This window comes from Kitasatospora sp. NPDC058444 (assembly GCF_042721415.1).
Classification (GTDB): Bacteria; Actinomycetota; Actinomycetes; order Streptomycetales; family Streptomycetaceae; genus Kitasatospora.
This window is the reverse complement of sequence record NZ_JBHXLL010000029.1, coordinates 1-14,522: the sequence shown is the minus strand read 5'-3', so window position 1 is coordinate 14,522 and position 14,522 is coordinate 1. Positions and strand designations below refer to the sequence as shown.

The following is a 14,522-nucleotide window of genomic DNA, read 5'->3' as shown; positions in this document are numbered from 1 at the left end:
GTCAGCTGTTCAGTTCGTGGCCGCGGTCGGTGCGGGCGTCCACGGCTGGAGCTCGTTGGCCAGCCGGATCTCGTCCACGATCCGGCCGATGATGGTCGTGATGCCGAAGTCCTTCGGGGTGAACACGGCGGCGACGCCGGCGGCCTTGAGGGCCTCGCCGTCCGCTGCCGGGATGATGCCACCCACGATCACCGGGACATCCTCCACCCCGGCGCGGCGCAGCCGCTTCAGGACGTCGGGCACCAGCTCGCCGTGCGCGCCGGAGAGGATGGACAGGCCCACGCAGTGGACGTCCTCCGCGACGGCGGCGGAGACGATCTGCTCCGGGGTCAGCCGGATGCCCTGGTAGACCACCTCGAAGCCGGCGTCGCGGGCCCGGACGGCGATCTGCTCGGCGCCGTTGGAGTGCCCGTCCAGGCCGGGCTTGCCGACCAGCAGGCGCAGCTTGCCGGCGCCCAGCTCCCGCGCGGTGGCGGCGACCGCGGCACGGACCGCCTCCAGCTCGCCGCCGGGCTCGGCGGCCACCGCGACGGGGGCGCCGCCGACGCCGGTGGGCGCGCGGTACTCGCCGAAGACCTCGCGCAGGGCGAAGGACCACTCGCCGGTGGTGACACCGGCCCGGGCGCAGGCGAGCGTGGCCGGCATCAGGTTGGCCTCGGTGGCGGCGACGGCCTTGAGCTCGGCCAGCGACGCCTGGACGGCGGCCTCGTCGCGCTCGGTGCGCCAGGCCTCCAGGGCGGCGAGCACGGACTGCTCGGAGGCCGGGTCGACCACCATGATCGCGGTGTCGAGGTCGGCGGTGAGCGGGCTCGGCTCGGTGGTGTCGAAGCAGTTCACCCCGACGATCTTGTCCTCGCCGGACTCGATCCGGGCCCGGCGGGCGGCGTGCGAGGCGACCAGGTTGGACTTCAGGTAGCCGGACTCGACGGCCGGGATGACCCCGCCCATCTCCAGCACCTTGGCGATCTCCGCCTCGGCACCGGCCAGCAGCTCCTCGGTCTTGGCCTCGATCACCTCGGAGCCGTTGAAGATGTCGCCGTACTCCAGGAGGTCCGACTCGTACGCCAGCACCTGCTGGATGCGCAGCGACCACTGCTGGTCCCAGGGCCGGGGCAGGCCGAGCGCCTCGTTCCAGGCGGGCAGCTGGACGGCACGGGCGCGGGCGTCCTTGGAGAGGGTGACGGCCAGCATCTCCAGGACGATCCGCTGGACGTTGTTCTCCGGCTGGGCCTCGGTCAGGCCGAGCGAGTTGACCTGGACGCCGTAGCGGAAGCGGCGCTGCTTGGGGTCGGTGACGCCGTAGCGCTCCCGGGTGACCTTCTCCCACAGCCGGGCGAAGGCGCGCATCTTGCACATCTCCTCGACGAAGCGCACGCCGGCGTTCACGAAGAAGGAGATCCGGGCGACCACCTCGCCCATCCGCTCGGCCGGCACCTGACCGGAGTCGCGCACGGCGTCGAGCACCGAGATGGCGGTGCACATCGCGTAGGCGATCTCCTGGACGGGCGTGGCCCCGGCCTCCTGCAGGTGGTAGCTGCAGATGTTGATCGGGTTCCACTTGGGGATGTTGCCGACCGTGTAGGCGATCATGTCGGTGATCAGCCGCACCGACGGGCCGGGCGGGAAGACGTGCGTCCCGCGCGACAGGTACTCCTTGACGATGTCGTTCTGGGTGGTGCCGGTGAGCTTGGCGATGTCCGCGCCCTGCTCCTCGGCGACCACCTGGTAGAGCGCCAGCAGCCACATGGCGGTGGCGTTGATCGTCATGGACGTGTTGGTCTGTTCGAGCGGGATGCCGTCGAACAGGGTGCGCATGTCGCCGACGTGGCCGACCGGGACGCCGACCCGGCCGACCTCGCCGCGGGCGAGGACGTGGTCGGAGTCGTAGCCGGTCTGGGTCGGCAGGTCGAAGGCGACGGACAGGCCGGTCTGGCCCTTCGCCAGGTTCCGCCGGTAGAGCGCGTTGGAGTCGCTCGCGGTGGAGTGGCCGGCGTAGGTGCGCATCAGCCAGGGGCGGTCGCGCTTCTGGGGCTCGGTCATCTGATCCGTCTCACACGTTCCGGCTCGGCTGGACGTTCCGCTCGTCAAGCTCGCGGAACAGGTTGATGGCGTCGATGTGCTTGGCGCGGAACTCGGGGTCGGCGACGCCCATGCCCTCCTCGGGGGCCAGGCAGAGCACGCCGACCTTGCCCTGGTGCTTGTTGTGGTGCACGTCCAGGGCGGCCTGGCCGGTCTCCTCCAGGGAGTAGACCTTGGACAGGGTCGGGTGGATCTTGCCCTTGGCGATCAGGCGGTTGGCCTCGAAGGCCTCGCGGTAGTTGGCGAAGTGCGAGCCGACGATGCGCTTGAGCGACATCCACAGGTACCGGTTGTCGTACTGGTGCATGTAGCCGGAGGTGGAGGCGCAGGTGACGATGGTGCCGCCCTTGCGGGTGACGTACACCGAGGCGCCGAAGGTCTCCCGGCCCGGGTGCTCGAAGACGATGTCCACGTCCTCGCCGCCGGTGAACTCGCGGATCCGGGAACCCAGCCGCTTCCACTCGCGCGGGTCCTGGGTGTGCTCGTCCTTCCAGAACCTGTAGCCCTCGGCGGAGCGGTCGATGATCGCCTCGGCGCCCATGGCGCGGCAGATCTCGGCCTTGGCGTCGTTGGAGACCACGCAGATCGGGGTGGCGCCGCCGGCCAGCGCGTACTGGGTGGCGTACGAGCCGAGGCCGCCGCTGGCGCCCCAGATCAGCACGTTGTCGCCCTGCTTCATGCCGGCGCCGTTGCGCGAGACCAGCTGGCGGTAGGCGGTGGAGTTGACCAGACCGGGGGAGGCGGCCTCCTCCCAGGTGAGGTGCTTGGGCTTGGGCAGCAGCTGGTTGGTCTTCACCAGGGCCAGCTGGGCCAGGCCGCCGAAGTTGGTCTCGAAGCCCCAGATGCGCTGCTCCGGGTCCATCATCGTGTCGTTGTGGCCGTCCGCGGACTCCAGTTCGACCGAGAGGCAGTGCGCGACGACCTCGTCGCCCGGCTTCCAGGCGTTGACCCCGGCGCCGGTGCGCAGCACCACGCCGGCGAGGTCGGAGCCGACCACGTGGTACGGCAGGTCGTGGCGCTTGGTGAGCGGCGACAGCCGGCCGTAGCGCTCCAGGAAGCCGAAGGTGGAGACCGGCTCGAAGATCGAGCTCCAGACGGTGTTGTAGTTCACCGCGCTCGCCATGACGGCGACCAGGGCCTCGCCGGGGCCCAGCTCGGGCAGGGCGACCTCGTCGAGGTGAAGGGACTCGCGGGGGTCCTTGTCGCGGCTGTCGAGGCCCGCGAACATCTGCTCCTCGTCCTTGTGGAGCGTCACCGCTCGGTAGGACTCGGGGAGCTTGATCGCCGCGAAGTCCGCCGACGTGGTGTCGGTGCTGATGATCGCGTCGAGGATTTCCTGCATGGCTGCCTCCGAAGGCGTACCTGTGTGAGGGCACAGGGCGTCTGGGGGAGCCGGGAGCGGACACCGGCTTCGCTGAGGTGGGTGGTGGGCGGGTCAGGCTGGGCGCCCGGGGTGGACCGGGCCGTGCTGGCTCTGCTCCCGGGGTGTGGGAACGCCGGACGACGGCGCGCCGAGGTGGGGAGCCGCGGCGCCGCGACTGGTGGGTAACAACGTAGTGGCACCCTGTGCCACTCGTAAAGACACCGGGTGTCACGAATTCCGGCGGCTTCCGGGGCCGCGCGACGCGCGTCGCGCGGGCATGCGAAGGGCCCGCGCCGACTCCTCGGCGCGGGCCCTGGATACCGCTCTGACCTGCGTGAATGCTGTGGCTATGCCTCTCTGGCGCCACTCAGTGCGGCCCGGATGCTGTCCACCACGACCTCCAGCGGAGCGTCCGTCCGGGCGACTGTGATGAGTACCTCACCTCCGGGGCTGGCACTCAGTGCGCTCTCCGCCCCGGTGTCATCCGAGGTCCCACTGGCACCCGGTGCCACCACCGATCCCCGACGCCTGGCACCCGGTGCGCTGGCGGCCCAGAAGGTCCGCCGGATCACCTCGAAGGAGTGGTCCAGCTGCGCCTCCACATCGCCCCGGCCGCCGGCCCGGAGCCAGCGCCGCAGCACGTGGTTGTGCGCCGCGACGACCGCCGCCGCCGAGACCTCGGCCAGCATCGAGTCGTCCTCGCCGCCGCGCTGCCAGCCGGACGGGATGGACTCGCTGGTGTCGAAGCGCCCCAGCAGGTAGCGGGTGAACAGCCGCTCGTAGCGGGCCACCACGGCGATCTCCCGCTCGCGCAGCGCCGGGACCTGACGGATCAGCTGGTACCGCGCGACCGACACCCCCGGGGTGGAGGCGTACATCCGCAGCACCTCCTTGATGCCGCGGCACACCACGTCCAGCGGGTGCTCCTCCGGCTCCGCGCTGGCCAGCAGGTCGGCCACCCGGACCAGGGTGTCGTCGTGGTCCGGGAAGATCGCCTCCTCCTTGGACCGGAAGTACCGGAAGAAGGTGCGCCGGGCCACCCCGGCGGCGGCCGCGATCTGGTCGACCGTGGTCTCCTCGTAGCCCTGCGAGGCGAACAGCTCCATCGCGGCCGTGGCCAGGTCCTGGCGCATCTGCTGGCGCTGCGCCGCCGCCCGGCGGCTGCCCGGCCCGCCCTCCGGCCCGGTGCCCCCGGTCGAGGGGGCGGTCCGGTCGGCGCCGCCGTGCGGCCCGGCGGGGTGCTGAGGGGAGGTTGACTGAACCCGATCCATGTCCGGAACGCTACACGGCCCGGACGGCGCGGCCACGGCCCTTCCCCGCCGCACCGGCGCGACCGGGCCGGTCACGGCCGGGCGCGGCCAGCGGGAGGACACCGCCCCGGGGCTCCAGCCCGGGCGCGCGGAGGCCGCCGAGGCCGTGGCGGGCGCGGAGCCGTACGGCGGGGCGCCGTTGCCGGAGGCCCCGCCGCCGTGGGGCTGCGCCCCGGGCGGCGGGGATCCGTACGGCTGCGGCGTGGTCATCGGCGCGCGTGGTCGCGGAAGCCGCGGCCGGTCTTGCGGCCCAGGCAGCCCGCCGCGACCAGGTGCTCCAGCAGCGGCGCGGCGGCCAGGCCGGGCTCGCGGAACTCCTGGTGCAGCACCTGCTCGATCGTCAGCGAGACGTCCAGGCCGACCACGTCCAGCAGCTCGAACGGGCCCATCGGGTAGCCGCAGCCGAGCTTCATCGCGGTGTCGATGTCGTCCACCGTCGCGTAGTGCTCCTGGAGCATCCGCACCGCGTCGTTCAGGTAGGGGAAGAGCAGCGCGTTGACGATGAAGCCGGCCCGGTCGCCGCACTCCACCGGGTGCTTGCGGACCCCGGCGGTCAGCTCCAGCACGGTGGCGGTGACGTCCGGCGCGGTCAGCACGGTGGAGACCACCTCGACCAGCTTCATCGCCGGGGCCGGGTTGAAGAAGTGCATGCCGATCACGTCCTGCGGCCGCGTGGTGGCGGTCGCGCAGCTGATCACCGGCAGCGAGGAGGTGGTGGTGGCGAGCACCGCGCCCGGCTTGACGATCTTGTCCAGGGTGGCGAACAGCTCCCGCTTGACCGCCAGGTCCTCGGCCACCGCCTCGACCACCAGGTCCACGTCGGCCAGCTCGGCGTACCGGCCGACCGGGGTGACCAGCGCCAGCGCGGCGTCCCGCTGCTCGCCGGTCAGCCGGCCCTTGGCGACCGAGCGCTCCAGCGACTTCGCCAGCTGCGCCTTGGCCCGCTCGGCCTTCTCCTGGCTGCGGGCGGCCAGCAGCACCGGGTGCCCGGCCTTGGCGAAGACCTCGGCGATGCCGGTGGCCATCGTCCCCGAGCCGCAGACGCCGACGGTGCGCACCTCCCGGCCCGGCACCCCGGGCCGGGCGGGCCCGGTGGCCGCGTCCACGGCCCGGGACGAGCCCGGCGCCTCGTAGGTGTAGAAGCCGCGCCCGGTCTTGCGGCCCAGCAGCCCGGCGGCGACCAGCTGGCCGAGGATCGGGGCGGGGGCGTGCAGGCGGTCCCGGGACTGCTCGTACATCGCCTCCAGCACGGTGCGGGCGGTGTCGATGCCGATCAGGTCGAGCAGCGCCAGCGGGCCCATCGGCAGGCCGCAGCCGAGCCGCATGGCGGCGTCGATGTCCTCCCGCGACGCGTACTTGGACTCGAACATCGAGGCGGCCTGGTTCAGGTAGGCGAACAGCAGGCCGTTCACCACGAAGCCGGCCCGGTCGCCGGCCGCCACCGGCTCCTTGCCGAGGTCGCGGGCGAACTCGGCGGCGTCCTCGGCGGTCCGCGGGGAGGTCAGCACGGTGCGGACCACCTCGACCAGCTTCATGGTGTGCACCGGGTTGAAGAAGTGCAGGCCGAGCACCCGGTCCGGGCGGGAGGTCGCGGCGGCGATCCGGGTCACCGACAGCGCGGTGGTTCCGGTGGCCAGCACGGTGGTCTGCGGGCAGATCCGGTCCAGCTCGGCGAAGACCTCCCGCTTCAGCTCCAGCTGCTCGGGCACCTCCTCGATCACCAGGTCCGCCCCGGCGGCGGCCGCCAGTTCGTGGCCGACGGAGATCCGGGCCAGCAGCCCGGCGCGCTCCTCGGCGGTCAGCCGCTCCCGGTCCACCGCGTGGGCGGTGGCCTCCTCGATCCGGGCCAGCGCCCGGGCGGCCGAGTCCTCGGTGGCCTCGATGCCGATCACCCGGCGGCCGCTCTTGGCGACCGCCACCGCGACGCCGGCACCCATCGTGCCGAGGCCGACGACGGCGACAGTGGGGAAGGGACGCTCCATCTGTCCTGACTCCTAGTCATGAAGGGCCCGCGCGTGCTCCGACGGGCACGCCGCCGCGCCCGGACGCACGCCGGGGGCGGCCGCCGCCGGAGGAGGGTCCACGCGCGGGGGCTGGGGAGATGACGGGGTGGGGCGCACCCGGGCGGCGGCCGGTCCGCTCCGGCCGAACTGCGGATGTGCCGTGGTGCTCAGGCGCTCGAAAGTGAAGGAAGCGGCTCTGAAACGAGGAGGAACCCGGCCCGCCGCGGTCCGCGGCACCTGCCGGTGAAGGCGCACCGCGCGGGCGCCGGAGGAACGGCGACCGCGGCCTGCCGCCGGTGCGGCTCCCGAAGCCCGGCGGAGGTGCGTGTCCGGCCACTGTAGCGAAGCTACTCGCGAGTAGGAAGAGGGTGTCGGCGGAAAACCGTTCGGGCCGCGGACGGGCTTTCGCTAGGGTGATCGACGCGGGGGCGGCTCCGCGGCGCGCTTCCTTCTCACTCATCTCCAAAATGACCCGAGTGCGCCCACTCTCCGCCCCCGCTTTGTCGTATCCACCGGGGGAAGAGCAGTGAAGAAGCAGAACACCGTGGTGCCCGAGGCCGCACTGGACGCCTACCTGCTGCGCCGTCACGGGACGGTCCTGGTCGAGGCCGGGGCCCCGCTCGAGGAACCGCAGCCGTGGACGGCGAAGGGGCTGGTCGTCCTGGAGACCGACCTGGCCGAACGCGGGTACGTCCTGACCCGCGACCTGCGCGCCGCCCTCGGCCGGCTGCGCCCGGCGGACCTCGCCGAGGCCGGTACCCGGCTGCTGCGCGGGATCGACGCCGAGCTCGGCGCCGACCGCCGTCACGACCCGCTCTTCCGCCGTTTCCCCGACGGCGTGCCCTCGCACGCGCACGCCTCCTACTCCGCGATGATCCGCGGCCACCTGCTCTGCCAGAGCGGCCAGATCTGCCTGGTCTGCGAGCGCGGCAGCCTGGAGGCCGGGATCGGCGCGCTCGCCCCGTGCGCCCACCTGCTGTGCGGGGACTGCTACGAGGACCTGGTCGAGTGCCTCGACGACCGCCGCTGCCCGGTCTGCCGCACCCCGCTGGAGCCCGAGCGCCACCTGTCGCCCGACACCAAGGGCGCCCGCGCCGTCGCCAACGCACTGCGGCCCGGACAGCGGCTCAAGCCGCTGCGCCTGGCGGCGGCCGCGCTGTTCGGCAGCGAGCTCGCCGCCCTGCTCGCCCGGCGGACCCCGCTCAGCCCGCAGGACCGCGAGGACCTCGCCCTGCTGCTCGACCACGCCCCCGCCGACCCGGCCACGTGGCTGCCCGCCGAGATCCCCGTCCGGGAGACCCGCGCCACCGTGCTGGCCGCCCTGCTGCGCCGCGACCGGGAGGCCGCCCGCCCGCTGCTCGCCGCCCACCTCACCACCGCCACCGACGTCCTGCGGCTGATCTGGGCGTGGTCCGGCGCCGAACCCGACCTGCTGCCGCAGACCGCCCGCACGCTGCGCCTGCGCAACCTGCCCCGGCCGCTGCGCCGCGAACTGCTCGCCATCCTGGACGCGCTCCCGGTCGGCACCCTCGCCGAGGACCTGCGCCGCCACCGCGAGCCCTGGCTGCGGGCCGGCGAACTGCTGCACCCGTACGAGCACCGCGCCCGCTTCCCGTACGCGGCGGCCGCGTTCGCGGTGGTCCGGCAGAGCGACCTCGACCTGCACGGCCTCGGCCCGTCGCTGCGCGAGGCGCCCGCCCCGCTGCGGGTGAGCGAGACGCCGGCCGGCCACACCCGGCTGACCGTGGAGACCTTCGCGGCCCGCGTCGAGCACGCCCTCGCACAGGGCGACCTGCCCGCCGCCGTCCGGCTGCTGGCCCGCCGCCCGGGCGAACTGGTGCGCCGACTGCACCACCTGCTGCGGGTGCACGCCGACTGGTGCCCCGGCGAGCCGCTGCCCGCCGAACTCGCCGAGGCCCTGCCGGGAGCGCTGCGCGCGGTCGCGCCCGGCCCGCTGCTCGGTGCGTACGGGCGGCTGCGCGCGCCGCGCGAACCCGGCGAGCGGCGACTGTACTTCCCGCGCGGCCGGGTCGCCTCGGCGCACTCCCGCTCCGACTGGGGCACGCCCGTCCCGGCCGGGTCGAGCGCGCCGGTCTGCGCCCTGATCGAGGCCGAACTGCTGCGCCGGGCGGGCCGGTCGGAGCGCTACGAGCTGTCCGTGCTGGACGCCGGACTGGCCGACCTGGTCGTCCCCTTCGCCGAGCGGGCCAGCGCCAAGACCCTGGTCGCGGTGCCGCGCGGCAGCATCCAGCGGCTCCCGGACGGGCAGCGGCTGCGGCTGTTCGTGCACTGGATGCAGCAGCCCGGCCAGCGCGTCGACCTCGACCTGTCGGTCGCGTTCTTCGACGAGCAGTGGCAGTTCACCGGCCTGTGCGACTACACCCGGCTGGTCTCCGGCCTGCGCGCGGCCGTGCACTCCGGCGACTTCACCACCGCCCCGCCGCCGCACGGCGCCACCGAGTTCGTCGACCTCGACCTGCCCGCCCTGCTGAAGGGCGGCGCACGGCACGCCGTGGTGGTGGTGTTCAGCTACAACGACGTCCCCTTCGAGGACCTCGCCGACGCCTTCGCCGGGTTCATGGCCCTGGACCCGGCGGAGGCCGCGAAGTCGCGCAAGGGCGGCTTCCGCCCCAAGGACGTCCGCCAGCGGCTCGACCTCGCCGGGGACGCCAAGATCTGCGTGCCGATGATCGTCGACCTCCGGCAGCGCAGCTACACCTGGACCGACCTCAACCCCGGTTCCGGCACCGGGTTCCACAGCGTCGCGCGGCACCACCGGCGGATCGGTTCGCTGGCCTCCGAGGTCACCGCGCACTTCGCGGCGGGCTCCCGGGCCACCCTGTGGGACCTCGCCTGCGCCGCGGCCGCGGCCGGCAGCGACGAGGTGCTGGTCCGCGACCGCACCGGCCGCATCCTGGACGTCTACCAGCGCGGCGCGGACGAGCCGGTGGCCGCCTTCGCCGAGCGGCTGCGCGGGCTCCACGAGAGCGAGCGGCGCACCGAGCGGCAGCCGGACGACACCGCCCGGATGATCGCCGAACGCCTCGACGGCACCCGGGCGTTCGCCGCGCTGGTGCACGCCGACGTGCCCGCGCCGGCCGGGGCGCGCGGGACGCTCTACCGGCTCTACCCGGGCCCGACCGACGCCGCCCCGGACACCCTGGAGCGGATCACCGCGGGGGAGTTGACCGCCAGGTTCGCCCCGAACGAGTGAACGGGTGAACATGGCTGCCAATGGGACCACCCGATAGGGGAGTTACCCGACCCCGGCCGGCGGGGCAGCATGGGGGCATGACCACCGGAACCGCCACCGCCGGCCCCACCGCGCCCGGTCCCGCCGAGCCGCCCGTCACCGCCGAACGGCTCGCCGCCGCGGCCGCGGCGGCCGTCGCGCTGCCACCGCGCGACGAGCGGGCCCGGCGCGCCGAGGAGGCCGTCGACCGGTTGCGCACCGAGGCCGTCGAGGCGGTGGCCGTCACCTGGGTGGACAACGCCGGCATCACCCGGGTCAAGGCCGTGCCGCTCGGCGGCCTGGTGCACGCCGCGCAGTGGGGCGTCGGCACCGCGCCCTGCTTCGACGTGTTCCTCGCCGACGACACGATCACCACCAGCCCGATCATCGGCGGCCCCACCGGGGACCTCAGGCTCTACCCGGACCTCGACCGGATCGTCCCGCTGGCCGCCCAGCCCGGCTGGGCCTGGGCCCCGGGGGACAGGTACACCCAGGTCGGCACCCCGCACCCCGGCTGCCAGCGGCTGTTCGCCCGCCGGGCCGAGGCCACGGCGGCCGCGCGCGGCCTGAGCCTCAAGGCCGGCATCGAGGTCGAGTGGACGGTCGCCCTGGCCGGTGCCCCGCAGGAAGGCCCGCAGGAAGGCCCGCAGGACGTCCCGCGGTACCCGACGCACGGCCCGGCGTACGGGATGCACCGGATCACCGACCTCTCCGACTACCTGCGCGACGTCCTGCACGCCCTCGGCCGGCAGGGGCTGAACGTCCTGCAGATCCACCCCGAGTACTCCCCGGGCCAGTTCGAGGTCTCGGTCGCCCCCGAGGGCCCGGTCGCCGCCGCCGACACCTCCGTCCTGGTCCGGCACACCGTCCGGGCCGTCTCCGCCCGGCACGGCCTGCGGGTCTCCTTCGCCCCGGTGGTCGAGGCCGGCGCCGTCGGCAACGGCGGGCACCTGCACGTCAGCCTCTGGCGCGGCGAGCGCAACCTCGGCCACGGCGGCCCCGGCCCGCACGGCCTGACGGCCGAGGCCGAGGGGTTCCTCGCCGGGGTGCTCGACGCCCTGCCCGAACTGCTGGTGCTGGGCTGCTCCAGCCCGGCCGGGTACCTGCGGCTGGTGCCCTCGCACTGGGCCGGCGCCTACCAGTGCTGGGGCCTGGAGAACCGCGAGGCCGCGCTGCGCCTGGTGACGGGCTCCACCGGGGAGCGGGCCGCCGCCGCCAACGCCGAGGTCAAGTGCTTCGACGCGAGCGCCAACCCGTACCTGGCGGTCGGCGGGGTGATCGCCGCCGGTCTCGCCGGGCTGGACCAGCGCCGCGCGCTGCCACCGGAGTTCACCGGGGATCCGGCGGCCGCCGAGCCCGGCACGGTGCCCCGGCTGCCGACCGGCCCGGCCGAGGCGATCGCCGCCTACGAGCGCTCCGCCGTGCTGCGCGAGGCGCTCGGCGAGCCGCTCTACCAGGCGGTGCTGGCGGTGCGGCGGGCCGAGCGGGACCAGTACGCGACCGTCACGCCCGAGGAGTTGGCCGCGGCCACCCGTTGGCGGTACTGAGTGGCCCGGCCGGAGGAGCTCGCCCTGGTCGACCACCACTGCCACAGCGTGGTGGCGGCCGAGCTCACCGACGAGGCCCTGGCCGGGCTGCTCACCGAGTCCGACCGGCCGCCGGCTCCCGGCTGTTCGCCCTTCGACAGCGCGCTGGGCCTCGCGGTGCGGCGCTGGTGCCCGCCCGCGCTCGGCCTGCCGGCGCACACCCCGGCCGCCGACTACCTGGCCCGGCGGCGGGAGTTGGGTGCGGCCGAGGCCACCGTGCGACTGCTGGCGGCGGCCGGGCTGGACACCTGCCTGGTGGACACCGGGCTGCCCACCGCCGCCGGCCACGAGCTGCTGCCGCTGACCGAACTCGCCGAGGCGACCGGGGCGTCGGTGCGCGAGGTGGTCCGGCTGGAATCGGTCGCCGAGACGGTGACGGCCGGCGCCGGGCAGTGGCCGGGGGCCGTCGCCCAGGTGCTCGGGTCGGCCGCCGCCGGGGCCGTCGCGGTCAAGTCGGTGCTGGCCTACCGGCACGGCCTGGCCGCCCCCGCCGAACGCCCCGCCACCGCGGCCGTGGTGGCCGCGGCCGGCGCCCACCTGCGCGCCGGGCGGCGTCGGCTGACCGACCCGGTGCTGCTGCACCACCTGCTCTGGACCGCGGTGGACGTCTGCGCCGAGCTCGGCCTGCCGCTCCAACTCCACACCGGCTTCGGCGATCCGGACCTCACCCTGCACCGGGCCGACCCGTCGCTGCTGACGGACTTCGTGCGGGCCGCCGAGCCCAGCGGAGTCCCGCTGGTGCTGCTGCACGGCTACCCGTACCACCGGCAGGCCGCCTGGCTGGCCCAGGCCTTCCCGACGGTGTACACCGACCTCGGGCTGACGGCCTCCTACACCGGGCCGAGGGCGGCCGCCGTCCTGGGCGAGATGCTGGAGCTGGCCCCGTTCGGCAAATTGCTGTTCTCCACCGACGCCTACGGGTTGCCCGAACTCTATTTGGTGGGCACCTGTCAGTTCCGGTACGGACTGGGGGCGGTGCTCGCGGGCTGGCGCGCCGACGGCGCCTGCTCCGCGGCCGACGCCGAGCGGTTGGCGCGGTCGGTCGCGGGCGACAACGCGCGTCGGCTGTACGCGTTGTAGGGGTGCGATCCGTGCTGGTGGGGGATGTGGTGACGGCTGTGGCCGCACGTCGGCGAACCATCACTTTTTAACACTCTTGACCTCTGTTTCCCCTGTTGGGTGCCGGGTGCTCGTAACCCCTGCTCCTGGTCAAGATGTGACGATTAGATGACTACCTCTTGCGCTTATAACCAAATATTCATTAGCGTCCCGGTCATTCCCAAGCGCATCTGCCCATCGCAGCTGCCGCCTGACAAGCCGGGAGGCCAACCCTCATGCGTGTTCCTCGGATCAGCCGTACCCGGTACGCGGCGGTGGGCGTCGTGCTCGCCACCGCGGGAGCCCTCGCGCTGCCGGCCGGCACCGCCGTCGCGGCCCCCACGGCCGACTCGACGACCGGTCCGCTGATGAGCTACGTCGTCAACACCAAGGCCAACCACGGCCAGGTGCAGAAGGTCGAGAAGGCCATCACCGGCCTCGGCGGCACCGTCGTCCAGTCGTACGAGCAGGTCGGCGTCATCGTCGCCCGCTCCAACGACACCAAGTTCGCCGAGAAGCTGCGCCTGGCCAAGGGCGTCGACTCGGTCGGCGCCAGCCGCACCAAGGGCATCCAGGCCTCCGACCAGGGCAAGGCCGAGGTCGCCACCGAGTCGGCCACCACGGCGGCCGCCCCGGGTGAGGACCCGGACGAGGCCTACCAGTGGGACATGCGTCAGATCGGTGCCGACAAGGCGCACAAGATCTCGCTCGGCAGCCGCAACGTCACCGTCGGCGTGCTGGACTCCGGCATCGACGCCACCCACGAGGACCTGGCCGCCAACGTGGACGCCTCGCAGTCGGTCTCCTGCATCGACGGCAAGACCAACACCGACTGGAAGGCCTGGCAGCCGACCACCAGCGACCACGGCACCCACGTGGCCGGCACCATAGCCGCCGCCAAGAACGGCAAGGGCATCGTCGGCGTCGCGCCGAACGTGAAGCTGGCCGCCGTCAAGGTCGTCGACGACGGTGGGTTCATCTACCCGGAGAACGCGGTCTGCGGCTTCGTCTGGGCCGGCGAGCACGGCTTCAAGGTGACGAACAACAGCTACTTCGTCGACCCGTGGATGTTCAACTGCAAGACGGACAAGGACCAGGCCGCGATCTCGGACGCCGTCCGCAAGGCCGTCGCCTTCTCGCAGCGCAAGGGCGTCCTCAACGTCGCCGCCGCGGGCAACGAGAACCTCGACCTGGCCCACAAGACCGTCGACGTGGCCAGCCCGGACGACACCACCCCCGGCAGCCGCCCGGTCACCAACGACTGCCTGTCGCTGCCGACCGAGCTGCCCGGCGTCATCGCCGTCTCCGCGGTGGGCTCCGACGGCGTCAAGTCGTACTACTCCAGCTACGGCAAGGGCGTCGTGTCCGTCACCGCGCCGGGTGGCGACCGCCGCTTCCAGTTCCCGAACACCCCGGACAAGGACGGCCGCATCCGCTCCACCATCCCCGGTGGCAAGTACGGCTACATGCAGGGCACCTCGATGGCCACCCCGCACGTCGCCGGCGTGGCCGCGCTGCTCGCCAGCACCTTCCCGTGGGCCAGCCCGGACGAGCTGACCGAGATGCTGACCAGCCACGCCGAGTCCGTCCCGTGCCCGACCGGCGAGTTCAACCCGGGCGGTGCCGGCACCTGGAAGGCCACCTGTGAGGGCGGCGCGGACGACAACGGCTTCTACGGCGCGGGCCTGGTCAACGCCGAGAAGGCTGTCCAGTGGTGGCGCTGACGCGCTGACCGCGGACACCTCTGAACAGTAGAGCCGGGGAGCGGGACCACTGGGTCCCGCTCCCCGGCCGCGTTCGCGCCCCCGCCGGGGGCCCGTGATCGCCGGCGGTGCGGAGCGGGCGCCCCCC

Annotated in this window: 8 protein-coding genes; 4 read left to right on the top strand and 4 right to left on the bottom strand. The window is 73.7% G+C overall.

What is annotated here, in order from left to right; all coding sequences use genetic code 11:
- Positions 1-9 precede the first annotated feature (9 nt).
- From ACFWP2_RS26465 to ACFWP2_RS26450, 4 genes are all read right to left on the bottom strand, one after another.
- A complete protein-coding gene (locus tag ACFWP2_RS26465; protein ID WP_380455707.1) occupies positions 10-2,040 on the bottom strand; it encodes a protein meaA in 2,031 nt (676 codons plus the stop codon).
- A 10-nt stretch (positions 2,041-2,050) separates the two neighbouring features.
- Positions 2,051-3,421 carry a crotonyl-CoA carboxylase/reductase gene (gene ccrA / locus ACFWP2_RS26460; RefSeq protein WP_380455704.1) on the bottom strand — a complete coding sequence of 457 codons (1,371 nt, stop codon included), beginning with the start codon at positions 3,419-3,421 and terminating at the stop codon, positions 2,051-2,053.
- Positions 3,422-3,789: 368 nt separating this feature from the next.
- Positions 3,790-4,713, bottom strand: a complete 924-nt coding sequence (locus ACFWP2_RS26455; protein ID WP_380455701.1) for a TetR family transcriptional regulator — start codon at positions 4,711-4,713, stop codon at positions 3,790-3,792.
- A gap of 245 nt (positions 4,714-4,958) precedes the next feature.
- Positions 4,959-6,734 carry a 3-hydroxyacyl-CoA dehydrogenase family protein gene (locus ACFWP2_RS26450; protein WP_380455697.1) on the bottom strand — a complete coding sequence of 592 codons (1,776 nt, stop codon included), beginning with the start codon at positions 6,732-6,734 and terminating at the stop codon, positions 4,959-4,961.
- Positions 6,735-7,281: 547 nt separating this feature from the next.
- Here ACFWP2_RS26450 and ACFWP2_RS26445 point away from each other — a divergent pair.
- From ACFWP2_RS26445 to ACFWP2_RS26430, 4 genes are all read left to right on the top strand, one after another.
- Positions 7,282-9,969 carry an MXAN_6230/SCO0854 family RING domain-containing protein gene (locus tag ACFWP2_RS26445; protein ID WP_380455693.1) on the top strand — a complete coding sequence of 896 codons (2,688 nt, stop codon included), beginning with the start codon at positions 7,282-7,284 and terminating at the stop codon, positions 9,967-9,969.
- A 77-nt stretch (positions 9,970-10,046) separates the two neighbouring features.
- Positions 10,047-11,534 carry a glutamine synthetase gene (locus ACFWP2_RS26440; RefSeq protein WP_380455690.1) on the top strand — a complete coding sequence of 496 codons (1,488 nt, stop codon included), beginning with the start codon at positions 10,047-10,049 and terminating at the stop codon, positions 11,532-11,534.
- Positions 11,535-12,653: an amidohydrolase family protein gene (locus ACFWP2_RS26435; protein WP_380455687.1), complete on the top strand. Its 1,119-nt coding sequence runs from the start codon at positions 11,535-11,537 to the stop codon at positions 12,651-12,653.
- A gap of 254 nt (positions 12,654-12,907) precedes the next feature.
- Positions 12,908-14,395 (top strand): S8 family serine peptidase, encoded by a 1,488-nt coding sequence (locus tag ACFWP2_RS26430; RefSeq protein ID WP_380455684.1) that lies wholly within the window; start codon positions 12,908-12,910, stop codon positions 14,393-14,395.
- Positions 14,396-14,522: the final 127 nt, after the last annotated feature.

What these genes read in the sequence shown, in the direction of transcription:
- ccrA (WP_380455704.1), bottom strand. Translation starts at nt 3,421, where the DNA reads ATGCAGGAAATCCTCGACGCGATCATCAGCACCGACACCACGTCGGCG.
- ACFWP2_RS26450 (WP_380455697.1), bottom strand. Translation starts at nt 6,734, where the DNA reads ATGGAGCGTCCCTTCCCCACTGTCGCCGTCGTCGGCCTCGGCACGATG.
- ACFWP2_RS26430 (WP_380455684.1), top strand. Translation starts at nt 12,908, where the DNA reads ATGCGTGTTCCTCGGATCAGCCGTACCCGGTACGCGGCGGTGGGCGTC.
- ACFWP2_RS26440 (WP_380455690.1), top strand. Translation starts at nt 10,047, where the DNA reads ATGACCACCGGAACCGCCACCGCCGGCCCCACCGCGCCCGGTCCCGCC.
- ACFWP2_RS26455 (WP_380455701.1), bottom strand. Translation starts at nt 4,713, where the DNA reads ATGGATCGGGTTCAGTCAACCTCCCCTCAGCACCCCGCCGGGCCGCAC.
- ACFWP2_RS26465 (WP_380455707.1), bottom strand. Translation starts at nt 2,040, where the DNA reads ATGACCGAGCCCCAGAAGCGCGACCGCCCCTGGCTGATGCGCACCTAC.